The organism is Halalkalibacterium ligniniphilum, from assembly GCF_000334155.1.
GTDB classification, from domain to species: Bacteria; Bacillota; Bacilli; order Bacillales; family Bacillaceae_D; genus Halalkalibacterium; species Halalkalibacterium ligniniphilum.
Genome location: NZ_ANNK01000120.1, coordinates 20,013 through 43,210 on the forward strand (window position 1 = coordinate 20,013; position 23,198 = coordinate 43,210).

General features: G+C 39.3%; 39 protein-coding genes and 3 pseudogenes. 4 read left to right on the forward strand and 38 right to left on the reverse strand.

Going from position 1 to position 23,198, the window contains the following annotated elements:
• Positions 1–122 precede the first annotated feature (122 nt).
• The 13 genes from BLT_RS0114650 to BLT_RS0114720 all read right to left on the reverse strand — a co-directional run bounded on the left by BLT_RS0114650 (position 123) and on the right by BLT_RS0114720 (position 6,268).
• The gene (locus BLT_RS0114650) at positions 123–368 is read right to left on the reverse strand and encodes a hypothetical protein (protein ID WP_017728525.1); all 246 of its coding nucleotides are present in this window, start codon (positions 366–368) and stop codon (positions 123–125) included.
• A gap of 40 nt (positions 369–408) precedes the next feature.
• The gene (locus BLT_RS24105; protein WP_017728526.1) at positions 409–585 is read right to left on the reverse strand and encodes a hypothetical protein; all 177 of its coding nucleotides are present in this window, start codon (positions 583–585) and stop codon (positions 409–411) included.
• The gene (locus BLT_RS22745; RefSeq protein WP_236611100.1) at positions 582–1,166 is read right to left on the reverse strand and encodes an HNH endonuclease; all 585 of its coding nucleotides are present in this window, start codon (positions 1,164–1,166) and stop codon (positions 582–584) included. Before BLT_RS22745 ends, BLT_RS24105 begins: the two co-directional genes overlap by 4 nt.
• Positions 1,144–1,542 (reverse strand): HNH endonuclease, encoded by a 399-nt coding sequence (locus BLT_RS24995; protein WP_017728528.1) that lies wholly within the window; start codon positions 1,540–1,542, stop codon positions 1,144–1,146. The genes BLT_RS22745 and BLT_RS24995 overlap by 23 nt, the downstream gene beginning before the upstream one ends.
• Positions 1,543–1,738: 196 nt before the next feature.
• Entirely contained in the window at positions 1,739–2,425 is a 687-nt protein-coding gene (locus BLT_RS0114680; protein WP_017728530.1) for a sigma-70 family RNA polymerase sigma factor, read from the reverse strand.
• 2 nt (positions 2,426–2,427) lie between these two features.
• Positions 2,428–2,772 (reverse strand): zinc-finger domain-containing protein, encoded by a 345-nt coding sequence (locus BLT_RS0114685; protein WP_017728531.1) that lies wholly within the window; start codon positions 2,770–2,772, stop codon positions 2,428–2,430.
• Positions 2,773–2,786: 14 nt separating this feature from the next.
• Positions 2,787–3,032 carry a hypothetical protein gene (locus BLT_RS0114690; protein ID WP_017728532.1) on the reverse strand — a complete coding sequence of 82 codons (246 nt, stop codon included), beginning with the start codon at positions 3,030–3,032 and terminating at the stop codon, positions 2,787–2,789.
• Between the two features lie 55 nt (positions 3,033–3,087).
• Positions 3,088–3,969, reverse strand: a complete 882-nt coding sequence (locus BLT_RS0114695) for an ATP-binding protein (RefSeq protein ID WP_236611101.1) — start codon at positions 3,967–3,969, stop codon at positions 3,088–3,090.
• On the reverse strand, positions 3,902–4,687 hold the full coding sequence (locus tag BLT_RS22070) for a DnaD domain protein (RefSeq protein ID WP_017728534.1): 786 nt from the start codon (positions 4,685–4,687) through the stop codon (positions 3,902–3,904). Before BLT_RS22070 ends, BLT_RS0114695 begins: the two co-directional genes overlap by 68 nt.
• A gap of 98 nt (positions 4,688–4,785) precedes the next feature.
• Entirely contained in the window at positions 4,786–4,980 is a 195-nt protein-coding gene (locus BLT_RS0114705) for a hypothetical protein (RefSeq protein ID WP_017728535.1), read from the reverse strand.
• A 37-nt stretch (positions 4,981–5,017) separates the two neighbouring features.
• Complete coding sequence (locus tag BLT_RS0114710) at positions 5,018–5,797, reverse strand: ORF6N domain-containing protein (protein ID WP_017728536.1); 780 nt, start codon at positions 5,795–5,797, stop codon at positions 5,018–5,020.
• 26 nt (positions 5,798–5,823) lie between these two features.
• Positions 5,824–5,976: a DUF6906 family protein gene (locus BLT_RS24265; protein WP_017728537.1), complete on the reverse strand. Its 153-nt coding sequence runs from the start codon at positions 5,974–5,976 to the stop codon at positions 5,824–5,826.
• 67 nt (positions 5,977–6,043) lie between these two features.
• Positions 6,044–6,268, reverse strand: a complete 225-nt coding sequence (locus BLT_RS0114720; protein ID WP_017728538.1) for a helix-turn-helix domain-containing protein — start codon at positions 6,266–6,268, stop codon at positions 6,044–6,046.
• 142 nt (positions 6,269–6,410) lie between these two features.
• On the opposite strand from BLT_RS0114720, the gene BLT_RS0114725 reads away from it, so the two are divergent.
• Positions 6,411–6,623, forward strand: a complete 213-nt coding sequence (locus BLT_RS0114725; protein ID WP_017728539.1) for a helix-turn-helix domain-containing protein — start codon at positions 6,411–6,413, stop codon at positions 6,621–6,623.
• A gap of 173 nt (positions 6,624–6,796) precedes the next feature.
• On the opposite strand, the gene BLT_RS22075 is transcribed toward BLT_RS0114725, so the two are convergent.
• The 15 genes from BLT_RS22075 to BLT_RS0114825 form a co-directional block, all read right to left on the reverse strand.
• The gene (locus BLT_RS22075; RefSeq protein WP_017728540.1) at positions 6,797–7,033 is read right to left on the reverse strand and encodes a hypothetical protein; all 237 of its coding nucleotides are present in this window, start codon (positions 7,031–7,033) and stop codon (positions 6,797–6,799) included.
• A gap of 452 nt (positions 7,034–7,485) precedes the next feature.
• The gene (locus tag BLT_RS0114745; RefSeq protein ID WP_017728543.1) at positions 7,486–7,695 is read right to left on the reverse strand and encodes a hypothetical protein; all 210 of its coding nucleotides are present in this window, start codon (positions 7,693–7,695) and stop codon (positions 7,486–7,488) included.
• A 187-nt stretch (positions 7,696–7,882) separates the two neighbouring features.
• Positions 7,883–8,188, reverse strand: coding sequence for a hypothetical protein (locus BLT_RS0114755; RefSeq protein WP_017728545.1), 306 nt, complete (start codon positions 8,186–8,188; stop codon positions 7,883–7,885).
• 93 nt (positions 8,189–8,281) lie between these two features.
• On the reverse strand, positions 8,282–8,665 hold the full coding sequence (locus BLT_RS0114760; RefSeq protein WP_017728546.1) for a hypothetical protein: 384 nt from the start codon (positions 8,663–8,665) through the stop codon (positions 8,282–8,284).
• Between the two features lie 64 nt (positions 8,666–8,729).
• Positions 8,730–9,539 (reverse strand): thymidylate synthase, encoded by an 810-nt coding sequence (locus tag BLT_RS0114765; protein ID WP_017728547.1) that lies wholly within the window; start codon positions 9,537–9,539, stop codon positions 8,730–8,732.
• Positions 9,536–9,997, reverse strand: coding sequence for a hypothetical protein (locus BLT_RS0114770; RefSeq protein ID WP_017728548.1), 462 nt, complete (start codon positions 9,995–9,997; stop codon positions 9,536–9,538). The genes BLT_RS0114765 and BLT_RS0114770 overlap by 4 nt, the downstream gene beginning before the upstream one ends.
• A gap of 155 nt (positions 9,998–10,152) precedes the next feature.
• Entirely contained in the window at positions 10,153–10,434 is a 282-nt protein-coding gene (locus BLT_RS0114780) for a hypothetical protein (RefSeq protein ID WP_017728550.1), read from the reverse strand.
• Between the two features lie 74 nt (positions 10,435–10,508).
• Entirely contained in the window at positions 10,509–11,060 is a 552-nt protein-coding gene (locus BLT_RS0114785; protein WP_017728551.1) for an MT-A70 family methyltransferase, read from the reverse strand.
• 26 nt (positions 11,061–11,086) lie between these two features.
• The gene (locus BLT_RS24725) at positions 11,087–11,530 is read right to left on the reverse strand and encodes a DNA adenine methylase (RefSeq protein WP_268871135.1); all 444 of its coding nucleotides are present in this window, start codon (positions 11,528–11,530) and stop codon (positions 11,087–11,089) included.
• A gap of 34 nt (positions 11,531–11,564) precedes the next feature.
• On the reverse strand, positions 11,565–11,894 hold the full coding sequence (locus BLT_RS24730) for a DNA adenine methylase (protein WP_017728553.1): 330 nt from the start codon (positions 11,892–11,894) through the stop codon (positions 11,565–11,567).
• Positions 11,895–12,232: 338 nt separating this feature from the next.
• Complete coding sequence (locus BLT_RS0114800) at positions 12,233–12,889, reverse strand: ERF family protein (RefSeq protein WP_017728555.1); 657 nt, start codon at positions 12,887–12,889, stop codon at positions 12,233–12,235.
• Positions 12,890–12,891: 2 nt separating this feature from the next.
• Positions 12,892–13,485, reverse strand: a complete 594-nt coding sequence (locus BLT_RS0114805) for a host-nuclease inhibitor Gam family protein (RefSeq protein WP_017728556.1) — start codon at positions 13,483–13,485, stop codon at positions 12,892–12,894.
• Entirely contained in the window at positions 13,485–13,703 is a 219-nt protein-coding gene (locus BLT_RS0114810; protein ID WP_017728557.1) for a hypothetical protein, read from the reverse strand. The genes BLT_RS0114805 and BLT_RS0114810 overlap by 1 nt, the downstream gene beginning before the upstream one ends.
• Positions 13,703–13,969, reverse strand: coding sequence for a hypothetical protein (locus tag BLT_RS0114815; RefSeq protein ID WP_017728558.1), 267 nt, complete (start codon positions 13,967–13,969; stop codon positions 13,703–13,705). The genes BLT_RS0114810 and BLT_RS0114815 overlap by 1 nt, the downstream gene beginning before the upstream one ends.
• 162 nt (positions 13,970–14,131) lie before the next feature.
• Entirely contained in the window at positions 14,132–14,362 is a 231-nt protein-coding gene (locus BLT_RS0114825) for a helix-turn-helix transcriptional regulator (RefSeq protein WP_017728560.1), read from the reverse strand.
• Positions 14,363–14,525: 163 nt separating this feature from the next.
• Between BLT_RS0114825 and BLT_RS22090 the strand changes: the two genes are divergently transcribed.
• Complete coding sequence (locus BLT_RS22090; protein WP_017728561.1) at positions 14,526–14,864, forward strand: helix-turn-helix domain-containing protein; 339 nt, start codon at positions 14,526–14,528, stop codon at positions 14,862–14,864.
• Positions 14,865–14,948: 84 nt separating this feature from the next.
• Positions 14,949–15,563, forward strand: a complete 615-nt coding sequence (locus BLT_RS0114835) for an ImmA/IrrE family metallo-endopeptidase (protein ID WP_017728562.1) — start codon at positions 14,949–14,951, stop codon at positions 15,561–15,563.
• A 113-nt stretch (positions 15,564–15,676) separates the two neighbouring features.
• Here the strand turns inward: BLT_RS0114835 and BLT_RS22095 are convergent.
• Positions 15,677–16,030 (reverse strand): annotated as a pseudogene (locus BLT_RS22095) (sigma-70 family RNA polymerase sigma factor); the annotation flags it as partial.
• Positions 16,031–16,334: 304 nt separating this feature from the next.
• Between BLT_RS22095 and BLT_RS24520 the strand changes: the two are divergent.
• Positions 16,335–16,837, forward strand: a pseudogene (locus tag BLT_RS24520) (transposase); the annotation flags it as partial.
• An 8-nt stretch (positions 16,838–16,845) separates the two neighbouring features.
• Here BLT_RS24520 and BLT_RS0114850 read toward each other — a convergent pair.
• From BLT_RS0114850 to BLT_RS0114885, 9 genes and pseudogenes are all read right to left on the reverse strand, one after another.
• Positions 16,846–17,328 carry a hypothetical protein gene (locus BLT_RS0114850; RefSeq protein WP_017728565.1) on the reverse strand — a complete coding sequence of 161 codons (483 nt, stop codon included), beginning with the start codon at positions 17,326–17,328 and terminating at the stop codon, positions 16,846–16,848.
• A 43-nt stretch (positions 17,329–17,371) separates the two neighbouring features.
• Positions 17,372–17,634: pseudogene (locus tag BLT_RS24525) on the reverse strand (DDE-type integrase/transposase/recombinase); the annotation flags it as partial.
• 321 nt (positions 17,635–17,955) lie between these two features.
• Positions 17,956–18,522, reverse strand: coding sequence for a phosphatase PAP2 family protein (locus tag BLT_RS0114855; RefSeq protein WP_017728566.1), 567 nt, complete (start codon positions 18,520–18,522; stop codon positions 17,956–17,958).
• A gap of 45 nt (positions 18,523–18,567) precedes the next feature.
• The gene (locus BLT_RS0114860) at positions 18,568–19,353 is read right to left on the reverse strand and encodes a PhzF family phenazine biosynthesis protein (protein WP_017728567.1); all 786 of its coding nucleotides are present in this window, start codon (positions 19,351–19,353) and stop codon (positions 18,568–18,570) included.
• A gap of 98 nt (positions 19,354–19,451) precedes the next feature.
• The gene (locus BLT_RS0114865) at positions 19,452–19,676 is read right to left on the reverse strand and encodes a hypothetical protein (RefSeq protein WP_017728568.1); all 225 of its coding nucleotides are present in this window, start codon (positions 19,674–19,676) and stop codon (positions 19,452–19,454) included.
• A 237-nt stretch (positions 19,677–19,913) separates the two neighbouring features.
• Entirely contained in the window at positions 19,914–21,050 is a 1,137-nt protein-coding gene (locus BLT_RS0114870) for a M20/M25/M40 family metallo-hydrolase (protein WP_017728569.1), read from the reverse strand.
• A 238-nt stretch (positions 21,051–21,288) separates the two neighbouring features.
• Positions 21,289–22,059, reverse strand: coding sequence for a TIGR01457 family HAD-type hydrolase (locus BLT_RS0114875; protein ID WP_017728570.1), 771 nt, complete (start codon positions 22,057–22,059; stop codon positions 21,289–21,291).
• A gap of 153 nt (positions 22,060–22,212) precedes the next feature.
• Positions 22,213–22,770: a 6-phospho-3-hexuloisomerase gene (gene hxlB / locus BLT_RS0114880; RefSeq protein WP_026105143.1), complete on the reverse strand. Its 558-nt coding sequence runs from the start codon at positions 22,768–22,770 to the stop codon at positions 22,213–22,215.
• 5 nt (positions 22,771–22,775) lie between these two features.
• Positions 22,776–23,198: orotidine 5'-phosphate decarboxylase / HUMPS family protein (locus BLT_RS0114885; RefSeq protein ID WP_017728572.1), on the reverse strand; the 423-nt coding region annotated here is incomplete at its 5' end.

A 23,198-nucleotide genomic window follows, 5' to 3' on the forward strand; every position in this document is an offset into this window, starting at 1 on the left:
ACGCCCATTCTCTTGAACAGGCATTCGATTTTTTATATAGTGTAATGTGGTATCTTGTGTGCTTTTTTATGATTAGGTTTTATGTGAGTACAGGTTGTTTGGTTTGATTATCGGGATATGCGTCAATCGTCATCGTGATTTTCATCATATTCTTGTTGACTGATACACTCTAAATACTCGACTGGTAAATCTAATTGATTAGATAATGAGATTTTTAACTTTTCATGAAGTGAGTTGTAATCATCTTCACTCAATGCTTTCCCACCTTCAAAATTCATTTGCGTAAAACAAGAAGCGTCATTACCCTTTCCATCATGCGCCATACCCGCTTTGGCTGAAATACGATAGCAAAATCTTGGTTCTAACATCACAAATTCCTCCTTTAATTTAATACGCCTATTTTGTCTCCTACTCCTTAAACTCGTACCTATCCCCTCTTTTTATTAGCACATTTCGTTCCTGCATGTACTCGCCGTATTCTGCTCTTATCTCTTGCTTGTTTACGCCTTCTGGATGAATGACGATTCTTGTTAGCAGCTCCTTGTCTATGTCGAGATACGGTCTAATCGTTACCCATCGCGTCATTCTGATATCGCTCTTTCAAGTGCTTCTTGTTCCAGATGTCTCCATGTTCGACCGTAGTAAATATCGTAAATCGTACTAACACCAACTTTATACTCCGCTGCTAATTTCCTTACACTAATCCCTTGCGATAATGCGCTTTTTATCTGCATAACTTGGAATTCTTTCAATTTTGATGATCCAACATCTTGACCTTTAGATTGTCGACCTCTTTCAACTTTATCTCTCATATTATCTTTCAGTGTCCCTAGTTCTAAATGCTCAGGATTGATACACAAACGATTATCGCACTTATGGCGAACCATTAAACCTTTTGGTATTTCCTCGAACATTTCTTCAAATACCTTCCGATGAGCAGGAGAAGCCACTCCTTTGTGCCTGACTTGAGGATAACCGTGCGTTCCTGTTCTATGAGAAGTAACTTCAAAACAACCATTTTCATTAATCTCAAAATTAAGCGGTTCATTATATTTTTTCTTTTTAATGTTTGCATCTCCATGCCTGCGCTTCCTGAGATAATGAGCATTACAAAGACCACCGACATAATTAGGATTATCGCAATTATTCATCGTACAAATCCTCAACTCGTTTCCTCCTTTCCCACGAAATCCTTTCTAAATCTTCTTTGTCTCGAAAATAATGAATCCCATATTGTTCTTTGAATACATTTTGCCAATACTTCAATCTCGTTTGGTCTAATTCATTGTGTATCGCATCGTGACACCTTTTACAGAGCAATAATCCGTTCGTGAAAACCCCTCGACCTACACCGCTTCCTTTTGGCTTTACATGGTGACAATGATGCCCTCTGCCTCCACATTCTTGGCAAGTGTGCTGAAAGTGTTCTTTTATTTTCTTTCTTATTGGGTCCGTGAACTTACCTCTGTCGGCTCTCTTTCTCGATTTCCGCTTATGTTTAGGCTTTGCTACGCTTCTGATAGGTTCAAGGTCTAAACGCATTAGCTCACCCCTTCAAAAGTTACTTCTTCACACCAGTGATATTTTCGATTGCCGAAGTATCTCTAATTACCTATTTCATTCTCTCAAGGTATCCTTCTTCTCGTCTCTCGCTTCCTCTCTGATAATCCGCTTCTGCTCAGCTAACCAATCTGCTTTTGTCATTTCGCTTGTCTTTTTCATCACAGCACCACCTTCCTTAAACCGCCATGTATTCTTTTATTTTCTCGGTAATATCGTTGTTAAGGATCTTCCCTACACGAGACTGGCTAACGCCAACAACCTTTCCAATTTCCCCTTGTGTATAACCATTCAATCTTTTTTGTAACACTACTCGCTCTCTTTCGGTCAAACTGTCTATAAACTCACTAACGAAAAGAACACTGACGTCAAATTCTTTCCCGATCGTGTCCTCTAAATTAACATCGCCATCATCACTTGATATCGCCGCCCCTTGCATCGATGCAGGCCGACATTGTCGCAAGTAAACTAGGGATTCCGACACGGTTTTAACACTTTCCTTTAGTTCTTCCGCTAGCTGTTCAGCACTCTTTGATTCCCAATCGTCAGCTTTTGATATTTTCAATCCGCATTCTTTTAATCTTCGAATCGTCTTTGGTCCGATATTCCACTCTCTAAAAGCTTTCTTTATTTCACATTTCATCATTTCGACAGCATATGTCGAAAATTTCACTCCCCTACTCGCATCGAAATTGTTGTAAGCTTTTAATAATCCGATTGACGCATAGCTAAACAAATCATCAAAATCAAAACCGTAAAACCTTGAACTCTTCGCATATTTACTAGCTGTTTTTTTGATTAAACCGATATTTTGTTGCACAGCATCTTCAATTGACACCAGTACACCGCTTCCCAAGTCTTTCATCCTCACTCGCCACCTTTCTTCTTCGCAATGCCCCATGAATATTTTTTCTGCATAAACTTTGTCATTCCGATCCCGTACATACTCGCGATCTCTTTATCAGTACATTTCAATTTCTTAAGCTTTGTATAGTCTCGCTTACTTAATTCTTGACCTCGCTTGTTGTTAGGCGACTTCTTTCTCCTTCTTTCCTTCGATATTTTCGTTAACATTGCCCCGCATCGGTTTAATTCAGCGTAATGTTTGCACCTTGCACAATCCGCTGGGTTCTCGTATGTTTGGAAAGGGCACTGTTCACAGTACGTGTCTTTTATGATGTTAATTTGCTTTATCACATCAATCCTTTTCACCGATACACCCCCAATCACTCGATTGTTCCTTTCATCCCACCAGGGCGTTTCTCGATAGCGCCTTTTCTAAGCTGACATAGCGCAATTACGATTACTTCGTCAGGATCTTCTCTGTTTAAATATTTCGCTATTTTTTCGGGTGAATAGCCTGTATTCCACATGTGGCGGAAAGCTTCAACCTCTTGCTTAGTCCATCGCCAATCGAGATCCTCTAGCGGTATATAATAGTCATCAGCGTAATTATTTAACTGTATAGCCATGAGACTTCCACTTCCTTAGACCAGATAAAGTCTAAATCTACCCACCATGCGACGCTCATACCATCAACCCTTTTGACTCGTACTCCTCAACCGTCATCCCGAGCGCTCTTGCCATCGCTTTTGCTTTTCGATAGTTCGTAGCTCTGTTGTAAATCGGATTCATGTTGCCGATTAATCTCCACCATGTACGTCCTTTGTCATCAAGTTTGTAAGCGGTGCGGTCGTCCTCAAATTCCTGCGGTGTTAAGTTCGAAGTTGCCCAAATCGGTCTATTCGCGCGTTCTCTGCCGTTGATAATTTGGAATATCCAGTCTTTTTCTTCGTTAGTTAGTTTTTGACTACTTAAGAAGTCATCCCAGATGAGCAAGTCTGTTTTGATGCAAGCGTCCATGATTTCATGAAATGACTCGTTATTGTTGAAGTTTTTCGTTGAAGCAAACCGGCTGAGTAAGTCTTTTTCGGTCAGGAAGATAACTGAGTACCCTTTTGCAATCAACTCATTTCCTCCAGCGCTTGTGATATGGCTCTTGCCGTTTCCTGTTTCTCCGAAAATGAAAATGCCCAACTTGCCGCGTTCCTCGAAATTCCTAACGGCGTCTTTTACTTCTTCAACCGCTCTTTCGGTTCCAGGTCTTGCTTTGTAATTTTCAAATGTCATACTTTTTATATCCTCTAGGCTGCTACTGTTCTTTAACGCTCGTTCAATTTTCCGTTTCTTGTAATAAGCTTCTTGGCGACGCTTGTCCTCTGCCATTTCTCGCTCGACACATTCGCAAACGACTGGCGCCCACCACTTGGTATCTTTGAATGGGTGTTTCACTAGCACCTGGTCACGTTCCTTACCGCATTTTTCGCAAAAGATAGGTCGCTTACTTGTAGAGTCGGACGCACCCAAGTCGGTCATCATTTGCTCCATTGCCTCTTCCATGCCTGTCATCCGATTTCACCTCTTTTGGGTAGTTAGGGGTTTGTGATTTCCTTTGCTCAAAATCAAGTATCTTTGCTTGAGCTTGTCCTACCGTTTTGATGTTGCTCTTTTTCCAATCGTTAAGAATGGCTGTAATGTATTTAACACTCAACTTATTTTGCAAAAGAGCTTGTTTCATCGCCTCGATTAAAACCGCTTCCTCCATTCCGTCATGTTCAACAAATCCATAAAGCTGTTGCCACTGAAATGGCGAAATCATTCCGATGTTTTGTTGATAGAATAAGTAGGCATTTGCTTCTTCTTCTTTCTTTAGTTCTTTATTATTTAGTTCTTTATTATTTAGTAGTAGTGGATTTTCCACCGATGGTTTTTCCACCGGTGGTTTTCCCACCTGTGGTTGAACCATTGGTGGTTTTTCCACCGGTGGTGAATCCTCCTGTGGTATTTCATATACAATTGTTTCCCAATAGATTTTTCCGTTCTCATCATTTTTCCTTACTCGCTTGAGATATCCGCGTTCCCCAAGCTCTTTTAAGGCGCTCTTTACTGAATCGACACCATCTTTGGCATGTGTCGCTAGTTCTTCTCTATAGAATCTCCAATTGTCTGGCATTGACAGCATATAAGCTAGTAACCCCTTCGCTTTCCAACTTAGGCGCTCATCTTGCAAAGCTGTTTTATTCATGACCACGAAATTGTTGTCTTTGCTGACTCGATAAATGCCCAACGCTTTCACTCCTTACAAATCGTACATATGTTTCCTGTGTTCATTAGGGATTATTTAGGGTATAATGAGTATAAGATTAATTGAATCGGTGTTAACTTTTAGCCACTGTTGCAGCAGTGGCTATTTTTCATTTCTGCCAAATTAATCACCTTGCCTAATGGATAGTTCTCTATGACTTTAATTGGCGAAAATAGACTTGCTGTCATTTGAAATATTTTCTCTTGTTCATCTGATAATGCAACTGGATAAACAACACCATCTTTCACATACATAAGAATTAATTTATTTTCCATAACTCCTCCTAAATTTGTTCTCGACGTCTTGGTCTAGCTACACCAAACTACCTATGGATAATTCTTTAACAATCGTTGTATAGATTTCTTTTAGCCTCGCATCAGCTTCAATCACATCCAATTTATTCGTTTGATTGATCCTTGTTTTGGACGCTCCTCTTTCTTCTAATCTTTCTTTCATGTTTGCGAGACGGATATTCAAGTTGCATCGCCCGCGTTCTTCGAGGATTTGATAGCTTTCGCTCCTAATCTCTCTAAATTGCCCATTACGTTCGTTCGCTGCCTTATTTAGCAATCTAGTGACCGACTTTCTCCAATCGTCATCACGTTGCAAAAAAGTATCCTTGATTGTAGTCACAGCTGTCTTGACCTCTTGTAACTCTTTTCTTGTCTCCTGTTGCTCAAGTTGAGTTTTAGCCAAACTGTCAAATAAATGCTTGAACATTTGCAACTCCGGGCTAAGTTGAGAAGTATCAATGACCGTTTGCTTTTGGCGATAATAATCATCGACTAACATTTCATAAGCTTCCCACGCTTCGTCTGTGTTCAATGATTTAGCGTGCAACCAAGCTCCTTTTTCTGTCCAAAGGTAAAGTTTGTTTGCCGTTTGAGCGACTACGGAATTTCCGTATTTGTTCTTAAAATCTCTAAGCCCTTCACCTTCTAGCAAAATATAATGCTTGTCCTGTTTATAACGATGTTTGTTAGAACTGAAATTTTCGGAAATACGTCTATTATCCGTACCGTAAGATTCAGCTAATTGATTGGTGGTAAGAACTCTCTGTCCTGAAATTTCAATTATTTTCAACTCGTTCATTCACCCACTCTCCTTATCCGTTATGTTTAATTTGCTATAACCTTTACTTGTCCAGTTTCACGATGAGTAAGATGTAGCTCATCAGACAAGTTCTTAACCACTAGCCACTTATCAGCTGACAGACCTGCGTACGAGATAGCTTCCATTTGTGCGCGAGTAGGCTTCTTGCCACTTTTCATTCAATCACCCTCCTTTTCTAATCAGATATCTCAACAACCATGTTCACCTCGCATAAAGACCGCCATATCAAGCGGTCTCTTTTTCATCGACCACCACAATCAGATCACCAATTGTACAATCAAGAGCCTTACAAAGCCTCACAACCGTATCGAGTCGTATGGCAATTTTTTCGCCACTTAACAGAGCCGAAATGGTCGTGCGTGAAACGCCTGACTTTTCGTGAAGTTCTTTAATTTGACGGATATTATTTTTCGCCATTTGTTCAAGGAGCCTAAACTCGATGTTTTCCATCTACTCACCTCCATCTCAATAAATAAATTATAACACTCTATGTGGTTCTTGTAAACACATTCGTGGTTATTTTTTAAAAAATGTTTACACTATGATTATGTTGGTGTATAATAATTAACATAAACTATACGAGGTGAATATAATGATTGTTAAGAATAATCTAAGGGTATTGATGGCAAAACACAAAATGAATATTAAAGATGTAGCCGAAAAAACCGGTCTTAGCAGAACAACGATTTCTAAGTTATACAACGAACAATCTACAACAATTGCTTTTGAAACAATTTATAAGCTTTGCACACTTTTTGACGTGTCAGTTGACGAACTACTGTATATCGATGAAGAAGGCGAATGAAAAAGCAGTTTGTCGACTGCACTATAAATTACATAATCGAAAGGGGGCGCTCTACTATACATGGTTGGCTCCTTTTTATTTGGGTTGGAAAAGAATGTATGTTCGGTGTTTGGGTAAAAAAGAGAAGGAGAGGTTAATCTCCTTGTGTATCGCTTAATCCTCGTAATGCGACATTAATTGCTAAACCAATCGTTCAATTTTTCATTAGTAATTTTTGGGGCTGGCAACATGTTTTTCGCTTCCATTTCGTTTACTTCTGATTGAGAAATAATAATCGCTTTACACTTTACACATCTCATTTCTCCTAAGAAGTCTTGTGAAAAATGTTCGCTTGTATTACACTTGCAACCTCTTGAGTTTGCTATTTCCCAAACAGCATCAAGGTAATCAATACCCTTAACTCCTATCACAAATACCACCCTTTCTTTATATCGCTTAATGAGTCGACTAATGGTCGGAATACGCAGTAAACTTTCTAACAAAAAATATTAATTTTTATGGTACAATTCTCCTAAAGGAGGGATACTATTGAGGGAAGTTATAGGATCTGTTGTTGCATTTATTGTAGTAGTTTTACTATTTAATCTAATAGGTATAGATCTTCTTAATATTTTTGAATAAAAAAATAACTTGTTCTTTTTTACAGGCTCTGCTCCCAGAAGCTGTTCAGGCTTTCTACCCAGTGAAAATTATAGAAAAGGGAGTGGTGTTTATGAGACAATTACTTTTATCACCAGAAGGAATAAAAATCATCCTCGGAATCTGTATTGTCATGATTGATTGTTTCATTTTACGTAACACCATCACTGGGATGCCTGTAAAAGAGAATATAACTTTCAACGCTTCTTCATAGAGATGTTCATTAAACAAAGGTGATAGGTTCCTCTTCTTCTTCGTCATAAACAGCAATCCAAGGGACTGTTTTTAATTTTTTACCGCATTGCTCACATTCTAATTCTTCGTAGTGATAAATTGATTTTTCACTGTTTATAGCATTCTTTAAATCATAGTCAGCATAATCAAAACCCATTGGATATTCGCACTTCGGACAAGAAAACGTTAATATCGGCATTTCATTTCCTCCTTCGTTTCATGTGTCTTATTGGTAATGGTCATTTTGTTCCTCTTCATCAGCGCAACTTCTACACCAATATTCGCCTAGTGAAACACCGATTTCATAATTATCCTCGTCATGATTTAATTCCTTTTCGCACATTACACAATTAACAGTCAACTTTATCCCTCCTTCGAATTATTCATCAACCTGGTAATTCACCTGTTTCTGCAAACACATGTAGAATTGGAAGCAACTCTTTAACTTGTTCTTGTGTTAAGTGCATTCTAGTAGTGAGAAGCACATCTTTTGGAATGTCATAGGAAACCCAACCTGTACCACCTTCTCTTGTTTTAGAAGCCATTATTTTAGGGTCAGCATCATTTACCCCAAACCAAATTGCATCTTCAGTGGCTAAAGAAGATTTCTGGATACTACACGCAGCACCATATCTATCTTTAAATTCGATATTATCAAAACCTCTGTTCGTATAGTCTTTTTTAATCTCCAAATCGTTTCCTCCTTAGTACGCAGTTTGTGTCTTATTCACACCAGTTTAGAAGAGGAGAGGTTAATCTCCTGGTATATTGCTTAAACGGCCGTACTACGAAGTAACTGTTTTTGGTAAAATATCTATTTCAACAGGCATTTCATACGTCCAGTAAGCAGTAGCATATTCACCTTTAAATGTTTCATTTAAAATTGCTTGAATTTTATCAATTGCACCATGATTCATTACACAATCCCAAGCTCTTTCATCCCAATCTTCATACATATTGTCGTATTCAGACTCAATATATCCTTCAACCATCCCACGAGCATCTGGTATCCATTTTTTTCTTGTGATTGTATACCAAGACGATTCATCGTGTGGCTCTCCTAATTCGATAATTTCACGTTTCAGTTCAGCAACAGTGTAGACTGTACTTGATTCCTCGATTGATACCTCAATATCATCACTTAACTCCGACAATTTTAATTTTTCCATTTGTCCTCTCCCTTTCATAAATTTCTGTACATAATGGGTCTGAAGAGGGTTGCTTTCAGAACCTCTATACTGATACATCTGCTTTAATAGCCGGATGCGGATTGTACAAAATCAAGCTAAAATCATCGAAATCAAAATCATCAATGTTTTTAATATCCGGCTCGAGTCCTAATTGCGGAAGCTCCCTCGGTTCTCTACTAAGCTGCTCCTTCACTTGCTCCACGTGATTTAGATAGATATGAGCATCACCTAATGTATGCACGAACTCCCCGACTTCTAATCCAGTCACTTGAGCAATCATGTGTATCAACGTTGCGTATGAGGCGATATTATAAGGCACACCTAGAAAAAGATCGGCTGAGCGTTGGTAAAGTTGGCATGAAAGCTTACCATCAGCAACGTAGAATTGGAATAACAAGTGGCAAGGTGGTAAAGCCATGTCGTCTAACTCTCCAACGTTCCAAGCTGATACGATGAGGCGTCTACTGTTTGGATTGGTTTTGATTTGTTCAACTACATTTTGCAATTGGTCGATGCCTTTTCGATTGATAATACTACTAGCGCCCCACCAACTACGCCATTGCTTCCCATAGACAGGACCTAACTCTCCATCCTCATCTGCCCACAGCTTCCATGTTTTAAAGCGATACTTTTCAGCGATGACATTCGCATTTGTCTCTCCTGCTATAAAGGCTAATAACTCTCCTAGCACCTTTTCATAGTTCACATACTTAGTAGTCACAAGAGGAAAGCCTTCTTGTAAGTTAAAGCGCATCTGATAACCAAACGTGCTGAGTGTACCTGTACCTGTTCTATCCTCTTTCTTGATTCCGTTTTCTAATACGTGGCGTAATAGGTCGTGGTATTGTTTCATTCTGATTCCTCCAATGCTTGTTTAGCTGTTTCTAGGCAAAACTCGGCATATTCAAATAGATTTTTATCTGGGGAATGTCTTATTTCTAAAAACGCTTTCTCATACCGCTCAACCCTCTTCTGTGCTGTTAGGATCAAGCGCTGCTCATTTAGGCGTAGTAGCTCGTTTTCCTTCTCCAACTCTTCTATTCTTTGTTTCATGTTCATGCGGTTAAAAATACCACCGCTATTCTCGTAATGGCGCTCGTAGTGCATAACTTTCACACGCAACCTCTTATTTTCTTTAACGAGGTACTGACAAGCATCAGCTAGTTCGGCTAACGCTTCATCGTTCCAGTTGTAATCATCATTAGAGGCTTCATCAATTGTTGTTCCATACGTGGATAAACCTTTGCTGTTCTGCTTGTCCAGCTGCTTGGCGATGATGTTCAATACTTCTCTGCTTGTATTAGGTATCATGATTGATTCTCCTTATTGTATTTTTCATCGAGTATGGCTTTTAACTTCTCTTTTTCTGCGGCTGTTAGGTTAGATACGAATTGTTCAAGCATGGGAAGCCTCCTTTTATATAGGGGAGGGATAGACCCTCCTTCATTTGAAATAAGAATTGTGCATTAATTTCTTTTTAATAACTTGCAGTCTTTTTCTCTTACTCTTATAACCTTTGTTTCATCAACTCCACATTGAATGACCGACAACACTTTCTCCATTTGATTATGACTTGTTTCAGTTGGCACACATTTGATAGGAACATCAACCCAAACATTTGATTCCAATGAATTGACGACTTTGTGAATATAAAATTCGTTTTCGGAATGGTAACGGTACATTTCAATTTGGACATAATCACCAAAGTCAATTTTGTTTGTCTTTCTATATCCTGTAAATCCACTCATTTATCTTCACTCCTTCACATGATGATCCTCACTCGCATAAATACTTTATAAGGGGAGGGGTAAGCCCCCCGTGGTTAAACTGGCACTTCCAACCCCCATGATTCCCAACCTGGCGCTCTCTCTCTAGCAAAGAGTTCTATACGTGGTACATCTCCAACTAATTTGACGATTCGCTCTCTCACCTCAGCTGGCTTCGCACTATGCACGCCTCTAGGGGCAAATATAATTTGACTGATCGAGCGGTCGATAATTTGTTGCTTGTTTTTAAAAGCGGGTCCGACAGCTACATAACAAGGTTCTGCGTTTGCTCGGGTGTAGTGACCACCGCCGATGCAGGGCTTTCCTTTGCTGACCAATTTCACCCACAAGAAAGCGGCGGTTTTATACGTAAATCCCCACGCCTCAATCACCTTTTCAACTTCGGATTGATTCGGAAACGTCCCCCATATGAAAAGGATCGAGTCAGGCTTCGCTATGTCTTGTACTGGCAATCTCATAATTTCTTTTGTTGTCATGGTAAGATAGTGGTTTTTCGCTGCGCCCCGTCCACCTTGGCGGTAAGACCAGGGGGGATCCGCTAGGATAACGTTGTATTTTTGATTCGGAAACGGAATAATAAGTATCACTCCTTCGTGAGTCGTACTGCGATATATCAGAATAAACTAAGCTGCTTTGTTTCATAGTTCATAATCAGTAATTCCTCTGATTGAATAACATCATGACCACCAACTACTTGTTTAAAAGCTGCATGTCGCTCAATGTTCCAATCTCCATATATCTCATTAATAATTGGATCTTCGTAATAGCTCACTATCGCCTTTCCTTTTATCGAATTAAGTATTTCGCCTAATTCGTAATGATCTTCTAACGAAAATCCACCAGCATAAAACTTTTCTCGGCCAACATACGGAGGATCAACATAAAACAAAGCTTCTTCTGAATCGTATTTTTCAATGATTGTTCTAAAATCTAGGTTTTCAATCATGACACCTTGCATTCGTTTAGCAAAGTCTTTAATAACTTGGCAAGCATTAACGTAACCCATAGCAGGGTTTTGATTGCACGTTGTACTGTGTCTCCAACCAGTAGTTGGCACTTTCTCAGCATTTCCTTTGCTAATGGCCGATCGATTAAGGTAGAAAAAAACGGACTGCTTGCTCAAATGGATCTCGAGGCATTTCCTCTTTCCGGTACCGGTCGTAAAGTTCCCGACTGTACGGAAGTTCAGCGCAGCGTTCAATCAATTTTTCTGTATTTTCAATAGATTGCATGATGAAATTAACTAGAATCCCATCAATATAGTTATATACTTCATGGTTAACACGGGTTTTTTGAGAAATCACATGAGCAGCACCGCCGAATGGCTCAATATATACTTTGTGGCTAGGCATTTTGCTGATGATGTGTTCAGCTTGCTTGCTCTTGCCACCAAACCAAATCAAAGGCGATCTTACCTTCATATATCAACCCTCCTTATATAAAGTGGGAAAGGACGAAGAATGTTAGAGCGACAACCGCTCCAAACAATAAATTTTCTAATAGTCTCCTTCCCTTAAACTCTTTCATGAAGCTTGTTTTAAATGATTTCCACGCACTCACTTAGCTAACTCCTTTTATTCAATAGTTAACGTAATTAAAATAAAGCGAATACACCAGTAGACCGAGAAATAGGGTGAAGCCTATACTGAGGCCTATCCAGTTTTCTTTAGTCATAGACGACACCTGAAATTAATGATAAAGTGAACATATAATCACACTCCTTGTGGTTAGAGAGGGGCGGCCGGGTAAGCTATGCCCCTCAATCTGATTCTTTTTCTGCTTTTTCAATCCACGCTTTTAACGTTCCGATGTGATTGTGTGCCATACCCTCAGGCAATTTCTCGATATCAGTAATCCCAAGGACTTTATAAACCGCTGCTTCTGTTTGATTCCTTAATTTCGCAAACTGCAATGCTAATGTTTTCAACTCGCCAATTTGTTCAGGGGTTATTAATTTTGGGGGCTTGTAATTTTCTACTTTTTGTTGAAATGCGTCAGGATCATCTTTGTCAGTCGCAATGTTAAATTGCTTAAGTAAGAAATATTTCTCTCCATATGTGAGTGCCTTACCTACTCCCTTTTCTCCTGCTATATCCACACCTTGTGCATAGAATGGAATGACGATTGTCTCCTCAGGATTTTCTGCATTTATCCATGTAAATTCCAAATTCAATTCAGTAAAATAAGTTGTTGTTTTTTTGTTGTTATCGTACTTATCCTTGTTTTCAACCGTTTCTGTAAGCACGTTCTTATCAATAACTTTAGTTATAAGCACAAGACCCAGTTCGTCTAATTTTTCTCTAACAGCACTCAGAACTTGGCTAGAACCTGTGTAGTTGTACTGGTGACCTTGACTAGCCTTTTTTAAGTAAGGAACGGATTTCCTAACTTCCAGAAGTTTTTGATAGATATTCATGTTCAGTCCTCCAATACTAATGAGAATTTGTCGTCTCTTTCGACTACTGTTACTCCAGGTATCACTTCGCCATTTTCATCAATTAACTTGTCGCCCAATACAGAACACCTCTTTTTGATTTCTGCCCAATCGGCACTTTCTGTCACCTTGATAAATCCGTTTGCTTTGGCATAGTTCAGTAACTCGTTTTCATCCTTTCGGAATTCTGGTTGTTGCTTAACTAATTTAATTTGACCGTATGGCAACTTAATCGTTTTCTTGGGTTTTTTACCGCTATTCATTTGTCTCTTTACCTCTTCACGCATGTAAAACTCTAGGCGATGAGTATAGAACTGTTCACGTTCGACAAACTCTTTCTTAGCTTCTTCTGCCCACGTTTTGATCTTTTCGATTTTTTTAAGAAATGGTTCAATTTGCTTTTGGGCAATTTCATCAATCTGCGCCTGTTGTTCCTTGAAATAACCAACGCGTCTTTGCGCTTCTGCTGCTGATTCAAGATCCATTACCTCGAATACTTCTTGTTGTTGTTCCTCTTGATAAAATCCCTCCATAACATCCTCTAACCCCTGCCTTATTTCTTTCGTGCGTTCAGACATTAGATAACCTCCTCGCTCAATGTGATATAATCAGGTTCATTCATACGGCATAGCTTTTCTTGATAACACTCTTCAGAACAATAAAAAGCATCGTTATAAGGAATTACTTCGTCCCCCTCATGCAACGCTGTGTTACAAAAACCACACTTACAAAGCTCTTTACTATATTCAATTGGTGATTCCAACTTCCAGTTATCGTAATTAGGTAATGTTTGCATCACGCTTCCTCCTTTAAATGCGAGAAGTATTTATCCATATCCTCTTCAGTTGCCAGTTCGATAAACTCAACGCCGTTTGAGTAACCGACTATTCGCTTGAGACCCTCATCCTTGTAATCTTTGTCGATTTCGACCTCAATTCCCAAATTATTAATAGCGCCGAAATTCATTTGTACTGAAATGCCGGTTGCGCCGATGAACATTGAGATAGCACCTAACCCCCTTACCTCCTGTTCGAGTGCGACTAGTTTTTTGGCGATATGCATGTTAGGCCTCCTTTTTCTTTTCTTGCTCTTGAAGAGCTTGTTTAATGATTTGTGAAATGGCCGATTTTAAGTTTCGGTCGAAATGTGGTCCTTTCTCTATTCGGACGTTCATAATTACCTCCTAGCAGGATTTCATAAAAACTAGTAGAATGTTATTTGTGATTACGAACAATCTGTTTGTCCTTTTAAATCACAATCATTTTCAAAAAAAAGAATCCAATTGAATCCAAGGACATTTGCTATTGATTTTGCAGTTTGTACTCTAACTGGATAACCATTTTCGGCTTTGGTGTAAGTCGAACGTTCAATCTTAGCCATTTCAGCTACAGCTTCTTGAGTCAACCCAATTTCATTCCTTAATGTAACTAACCAACTTCTTTTAACGAGTCCCATAATTATCACCTCCAAAGCTCGTTATTGTTATTTATAATCACATTATACAGTTATTTTAAATCACAGTCAAGAAGTTTTTGTTATTTAAAATAACATTTTATTTCATTGTGATGAAAAATCACTTATAATTTAATTAAATCATTACGAATCGGGTGGAAAATTAATGGAGTTTAAAGATCGCTTAAAATTATGTAGAAATAAAAAGAAAATCACCCAAGAGAAGTTAGCAGAAAGACTTGGAATTAAACGGTCTACATATGCAAAATACGAGACTGGTGAAAATGTACCAGATATTATAATGTTAAATAAATTCGCTGATTTCTTTGAGGTATCAACAGATTTCTTATTAGGTAGAACAGATCAGGAAACTCCTGTTAGTTATGCAGCAAAAGACGGATTTTCTAAACGGACAAGATCAGAAGATGATACAGCGAGATTAAAACAAAAATTCGCGGAGTTTTTAGAATGGCAAAAAGAAGTAGAAGATCAAGAGAATGGTTAATCGCCATTTTTGGTCTTTTTCTTTTTCTTTACAAACAGAACGTACATTCGTATAATTAGGACAAATGTACTTGGTGGTGATAACTTGAGGTTTGCTAATCTGAGAGAAGAAAAAATTGCGAAAAAGTATAAAGAACTAGGTATTCAAAACCCCCATGATTTAACAATTGAGAATTTATCATCGTTATTTAAAATCAAAGTGAACTATTATGAATATGAAACAGACTGCCTGTATAACGATAAATGTGCAATGATGTATATAAACAATCAACAGTCAAAAGAAGACATTCGTAAGGATTTCTTTCACGAAATGGCTCACTACTTTGTTCACTGTGGGGATCAGCGGGATATGCCTCTTGAGTTCGAACGGCTACAAGAACGTCAAGCTCACTGGACCTCGTTATATTTATCGATGCCTAGGTACATCTTTGAACCTATTATGAATGAAGTAAAATCATTAATAGAGTTGAGAGAAATTTTTGCATTACCTGACAGCATGATAAAAGAACGAGTACGGATGATCCGTCAACAAAACCAAACGGAAATGCAATATATGAGGATAAAGAAGAGTGAAGAGTCACGGATTAATCGTTCTCTTAACAAAGGGAAAGTTTATAAATCAACATTGGCTATTTTAAACCAACTTAAAAATCAGGTAGGCGAGGAGAAATTAAGTAATGACGTTAAAAGTTTACTTTGATGACACGGACGGAGAATTACATCCTAAGTGGGTGTTGTTACCTCGAAGAGATTTCTATAGAGTATAATTAAGGTGTAGCTACCAAGCTACACCTTTTAAATATGTATCTTAGCTATTGACATTAGAATATCATTTTCTATACAGCGCGCTGCATATGTGGCGAGCTTCGTTCCTTTACCCTCGGAATAGCTCTCAATTGCTTTTATCAGTCCAATCGTTCCGATAGAGATTAAATCCTCCGTATCTTCCCGGGTGTTCTCAAATTTCTTAACGATGTGTGCAACAAGCCTCAAGTTATGTTCAATTAACCGATTCCGTGCTTCTTCATCGCCTTCTTGCATACGCTTTAGATAAAGACGCTCTTCATCTTTCTTCAACGGTTGGGGAAACGCGTTGTTTTTTACATAAGACACGAAAACGATGATTTCTTTCACAAAATAAGAAATCGCCGCAATAATACCTGACACGATCTCACCCCCTCTTCCTTTTATATCTATGTCGAATTGGGCTTGGGCGTGTCTGTACTATTTGAAAAAATTTCATACCATTTCATTTCATTGGCTTCCTTTTAGACCTAAAATCTTACAGTTGGAAGTGAGGTCACCTTTGCAGTTAACAGACTGTGCTTCCTCAAAAGCTAGATGGAGATATCGAGTAGGGGATCGAAGCGTGAAAGTCAGCTCTTCATACTTATTTCAAGCCTGTACCGACTACAGACAGAAAAATTAAGGCCAAGTAGACTACAGACAATACATTTGAGGAGAATCTACGATGACTAAAAGAAAACGTCAAACTTTCACTGATGAGTTTAAACAACAGATTGTGCAGCTGTACCAAAGTGGTAAACCAAGAAAAGAAATCATTCGTGAGTATGACCTGACTCCTTCTTCCTTAGATAAGTGGGTGAATCAAAGTCAGAACTCCGGTTCGTTTAAGGAAAAAGAGAATCTAACGGCTGAACAGAAGAAACTGATTGAACTCCGAAAACAAAATAAGCAACTAGAAATGGAGAATGATATTTTAAAGCAAGCGCGCTGATACTAGAACGAAAGTAAATGTGATCAAGAATAATCAACACAAATACTCAATATCAGCAATGTGCAAAGTTCTACAATGACCGAGAAGCACCTATTATTATGAAGCAAAAGAACGTCCTTCTGAGGATATATCATGTCCGATATTACCTGAGATTTTTCATGCAAAATCGTCAAAACTATGAGACTCGTAAGATAAAACACGAGTTAAAGAAGCTTGGAAAGATCGTTTCTAGACAAATAACAATTCAGTTTTTAATAATTTCTATTGATTCAATAGCAGCTGTTGTAACGTAAGGCATTTTCGATAAAACGTGTTCTTCAACTATAGAGATGTGAAATTTGTTGTCCGGTAAAGACACTGAATGAACATGTTCTTCATTGTCAAATTTAATAGTATAATCCATTCCATTAGATGTGGAAAATTCCATAATCCCTCCAGGCGAATTCTTAAAAGATGTCATTTCTGTTAGTTTGATTGTCGAAAACGAATGATCCATAGTAAGTAATTCTCCTAAATGATATAAATCTTCACGGTACTCAGAAATTAGTATTTGATCTCCTGATGTTGTATGAATTAATACCATCATTCCTTGAATATTTTCCTTCTCAATATAATACTCTAATGCTTCTTCCTTTGATGAAAATGATTCCGCTTCTTTTGCATTGCTGCAAGCTATCAATGTCATGAATGCAGCAATGATACATAATAAAATTCCTTTTTTATACATTGTTTTCCCCTCCTGCATCAAGTCTAACGCTTCTTTACTTTCTCCAAAACTCTTCTAAAAGCACACGTGACATACTTTGCTTCATCTTAGCTTTATCTATCTTCCGTTTAAATCCAAGAGAGATATACTGAAATCCTCGATCACTATGTAAAAGAGAATGTGCTTCTGGAGAAATAGCTAAGGCTTCGTCAAGTGTATCAAACACAAGCTAATTATTGTTAGAGGTCCCAATACGTAGCTAACAATTGAGCCATCATATAGGTCAAGAATGGCACTCAGGTAGGCCTTTTGTGATGAGCCATATTTATGTAGATTGTTAAGCTAAAACTGAGCCACCATCGCAATTGAAAAGCGATCCGCTTCGCAACAATTACTTGAGCCATTTGATATTAGATTTTTTCATAAACTTTTGTTGATTGTTTATGGGTGAAGGTACGGTTAGAAACTATATTAGTGTGATTTATGCAAAAATCGGTATTAATGACCGTAGCAAAACCGTCTTGTTTTTCCGTCAACACGGTGTAGATAAACCGTAAAGCTCATCTTCCCCTGTTATCATTTAGATTTAAAACCTAAGTAAAAGTCTGAACAGGCTCTACACTGTTCAGACTCTTTCTTTCTGAAAAATTAAAGTGAGGGAAATCTTTTTTGCAGTTTGCTGAGTAAGGAATTGAGAGGGAGCTTCATTGTCATCATTCCAACTAATATACCTATAAGTGCCCCGGCCATACTATCGAGCGGGTAATGAACCCCGACATATAAACGTGAATAGGCAAATAATATAGCTAAAAGAGGCAACCAATATTTTGTTTTTGGGAAGAAATAGACAAGTATATACATAGCGGCAAATGAGGTGACTGCATGCCCCGAAGGAAATGAACTTGAAAGAGGCAAATCAACCAATTGACGCACACCTTCCTCTACTTGAGGAGGACGAGGTCGTCCAACAATTGCATTTAATACCTCATCGACTAACAGGGCTAGGCTAACCCCGACAAACAATGTCACACTCGAAAGAGCACCGCCAATTTTCTTTCTAACGAAAAATAACCCTAGTGCCATAACAAACCAAAAAATTGCCAAGTTACTAATCGTTGTCAAAAAAAGCATCACTGAATCTAAAAAACTCGTATGTAGCTTTTGATTAATCCAATGAAATAAACTCCGATCAACCTCTACAATAAATTCTAGCATCAATTAATCCTTTCATCCCTGCGCTGTTCATCTCGAATTTTTATATCACACCTGCAATTTGCCTTTGATCGTCGTTACAGCTTGTCCGAGCAGAAAACAACGATCTCCCTCCACACGCACGTGCAATTTCCCTAGACGTGGTGAAATTTGTTCAACATAAAAGCTTGATTTTCCTAGCTTCGCTTCCCAATAAGGCCCCAAACAACAGTGAGCAGAGCCTGTCACCGGGTCCTCATCAATCCCCACTCCAGGAAAAAAACAGCGGGAAACAAAATCAACGCCGTCCCGTTCACTTTTACTCGTGACAATCGTTCCCCTTGTAACAAGCTCTTTTAACACGTGCATGTTTGGCTTGAGGTGTTTCACTTGCTCTTCTGTCTCAACTTCAACGATATAATCCAATCGATTTTTTCCGACCGCCTTGATTGGCACATCAAAAGCCTCTTTAATGATCGTCGGTAGCTCACAGGACGCTGGCGGCTCGCTTGGAAAATCAAGCTCGATCCAGCCATCCTTCTGTTTCGCTACTAATTGTCCGCTTTTAGTCGCAAAGGTGATTGCCTCGTCTGCAGGAATGTAGCCCTCCTGCCAAAGAACATGAGCACTCGCTAATGTAGCATGACCACAAAGATCGACTTCTACCTCTGGTGTAAACCAGCGCAAAAGAAATTCATCTCCTGACCGTCTTAGAAAAGCCGTTTCAGATAGATTCATTTCTTTTGCAACCTGCTGCATCCATTTGTGATCTACATCTTTTTCAACCATGCAAACAGCTGCTGGATTTCCAGAAAACGGTTTGTCTGTAAAAGCATCAACGGTATAGATATTCATTACGTGTCCTCCTCTAATCCCATGGGCGATTATCATTTAACTGCTTCAATTTTTGCTTACAATTATTTTGGATAGGGGTTAAATCCCACATTATCTATTTATTCTTGTTTAGATTGGGAGAGTCGATTTATTAAATAATCCATCAGTCGGTAATAGAGATACATCATCCCGCATACGAGACTTGCGTAGACGAGGGCGATACCTAGCTTGGGTAATAAGGGGCCTTCCATCCCCATAATCACACCGATGACGCCAAAAATCACGGTAAACCCGGTAAAAATTTTCATAAACAGTGCGCCATATTGATTCCAAGAGTCAACCATAATGTCCAGTATCACTCCTTTTTTGGTGTATGAAAAAGCGACAGAGTTTCTGTTCAAGCTGAGAAACAATAAAGCACTTCCACTCGCATCACCTTTGTTAAATGAATAATTACCTTACAATGTTGGTTCCACTTGAGAAAATGAATGAAGTTACACTTTATTTTATCATGGACTTCCTTTAGGATTGTAAAAGAAATAACAGACTCGAAAGAACCTGTCATTTTAAAAAGCTGAGATTTATTTTTCGTCTCCAAGCCGCTCAATGATTTTGGCTAGTAAAAGTGTTCTCTCCGTCAATGAAGGGATTTCAAGGTATTCTTTTTCACTATGGGCATTGCCACCGATAGGACCTAATCCATCAATGGTTGCCACACCCATTGCAGCGGTAAATGACGCATCTGACCCGCCACCTGTTGCTGTATCCTTTAAATCAAGCCCCATTTCACGGCCAACCTCTTGAACAATCTGAAGGAGCTCTTCAATTTGCTGATCCTTTTTCATTGGTGGTCGTTTCATATGACCGTGAAGCTCGATTTTCGTTCCTTTTACATCGGATGTTGCACAGACTTCTTCGATCTTTTGTTCTACTGCAACTGCTTGTTCAGACGTGGAGACGCGCACATCGATGTAACCGACAGCTCTTGGAGAAATCGTGTTAACGGCATCCCCACCTTCAATCTTCCCAACATTGATGGAAATGCCTTGATCGAGATCATTTAATCGATGGAGCTTTACAATTTTATACGCCAATTCTTCAATCGCACTTCTGCCTTTTTCCGGTTCAATTCCTGAATGTGCAGCCTGCCCTTTTACAACAAGGGTGAAGCGTCCGTTCCCTCTGCGTTCTGTGACAAGAGAGCCATCCTTTCGCGCCGGCTCCATCACAAGAGCATAACGCTTCCCTTTCGCTGCTTGCTCAATTAATGCTTTTGACGTTGGAGAGCCGATCTCTTCATCACTAGTAATTAAGATTTCAACGTTACGGTATTGCTCACTCCCTGCCTTTTTCAACGCGGTGAAGGCATAAAGAACAGAGACAAGGCTTGCTTTCATATCTATCACACCAGGTCCATAAGCCCGCTCTCCTACAATCGAAAATGGACGTTTTTTGGCAGTACCTTCTTTAAACACGGTATCCATGTGAGCGACAATTAATATCGTAGACTTTGTGCCTTGTCCACAACGAATGCGAAGATGATCACCGAACGTTTCTTGCTTAATTCGTTCAACAGAAAAACCGAGTTCGTTAAATTTTTCTGCTAAAAGGTTTCCAACTTTATCTACCCCTTCTTTGTAATTGGAACCACTATCCACATTGACGAGTTTTTCTAGCAGCGCTAACATGTCCTTTTTATACATTTTCACGTCCATCATTCTCGTTCCCCTTACTAATCAAAACTCATGATGTTCCTTTTGTTATACCATATGCAAGGCGTTACGTGTTAGCGATTTTTTAAACAGCAGTCTCTCCCCATTTTCATTCCCAATTGATCATCGTTTTGGCACAAACTTTCCATTTAAATTCATCATTATTTTCTAAACCTAAAAGAGAATACAAAAAAAGAGAACACCAAAGCTATAGCATTTAGCATCCTCTTTTATTTTTTCTTTATCACTCACCAAAGGTCCACTCAGCAAGTGAGCCTATGGAGTAAGTGGGCTTCTCTACAACTTTAAGCAATTGCTCCTTCGTTGTAACACCTGTATGAACGAGCAATGAATCGATTCCTGCTCGTATACCAGCTAATATATCGGTATCATAATTGTCACCAACCATGAGCGTTTCTTCCTTTGTTGTTCCTAAAACCTCTAATGCTTGTTCAACGATAATTGGTTCTGGCTTACCAATAAAAATTGGCTCAACACCCGTTGAAACTGAAACAACAGATACAAGCGATCCGTTCCCTGGAACCAAGCCCCTTTCTGTTGGTAGTGCCGCATCTCCGTTTGTCGCAATAAAGGCTGCTCCGTTTCGAACATTTAAAGCTGCACCTGTCAGCTTTTCATACGTAATGGAACGGTCTAATCCCATCACGACATAGTCCGCATCTTTATCAACAAGTTCAAATCCTTTTGATTCTAAAGCTGAACGAAGGCCTTCCTCACCAACGACATAAATGCGCGCATTTGGTTTTCTTTCAAAAATATAATTAGCTGTTGCCATACTCGTTGTAAAGATATGGTCCACAGTTGCAGGCACGTCCATCCCGACCAAGATTTCCGCTACTTTTTTCGGTGGTTTCGTTGAATTGTTTGTGACAAACAAATAAGGCAGCTTCCGTCGTTCTAGTTCATTCACAAAGGCAATCGCTTCTGGAATGCTTTCAGATCCGCGGTAAATTGTTCCATCTAGATCAATTAAAAATCCTCGATATGTCTTCATTTTTCCCCTCCTGACACGATACTCTCACAAACACTAAAGAGCATTCTTACATTGGTTGTCCGCCTATTATCGTAATCGTTTTACACACATGTGTAAATGGAAAACCGCAAAGCCTGTTGAATAAACTGCTTTGCGGTCACTTTATGCATATGCCTATTCAAGGTTGGCGTGCTTGCCATACATCTTGACGCCGTCTTGCTCTTGCTTTTCCATCAATTTCAAAACGATCGCATCATAGATGAGCAAAAGGCTTTGCTCGAATAAGGAGCCCATTGGCTGAATCGTTTTATAGGCCCCATTGGTTTCCGATTTTGCCTGTGCGGGTATTTTTACGGTGATGTCGGAAAGCTTTCCAATCGTTGATTCAGGGTGAATCGTTACAGCTGCCACTTTTCCACCGATGCTCTGTGCTTTCTCAGCTAAGGAGACGAGGCTTTTCGTTTCCCCTGAGCCTGAACCGAGGATCAAAAGATCCTCTTTTTCATAGCCAGGAGTCACCGTTTCGCCAATCACATAGGCGTCTTGTCCCATGTGCATCATCCGCATCGCAAAAGCTTTCGCCATAAAGCCAGAGCGCCCGGCTCCAGCGACGAAAATTTTCTTGGCAGAAAGGATCGCATCGACGAGCTGCTCCACTTCGTCATTGAGGAGCAGGTCAGCAGTCCGCTTTAACTCAGCAATGATTTCCGCTAGATAATCTGTCGTTTGCATGCTCATTACCCTCGTTGGATCCATTTTTGCATTTCTGCAGCCGCCGCTTTTTTATCCTCTTGACCTGTGATTCCACCACCAACGATGACAAGATCTGGTTGTGCTTTAATCACTTCTGGCAACGTTTCTAATTTAATTCCACCAGCGATCGCTGTTTTTGCATTTTTAACAACACTTTTAATCGTTTGAAGGTCTTCAAACGAGTTTTGACCAACTGCTTGAAGGTCATAGCCTGTGTGGACACAAATGTAGTCAACACCAAACTCGTCCAGCTCTTTGGCACGTGTAGCAATGTCTTTGACTGCGATCATATCAACAAGAATTTGCTTGCCTTGTTTTTTCGCTTCTTCAACAGCACCTTTGATCGACTGATCCTCCGCTGCGCCAAGAATCGTGATAATGTCAGCACCAGCCGCAGAGGCTTGGCT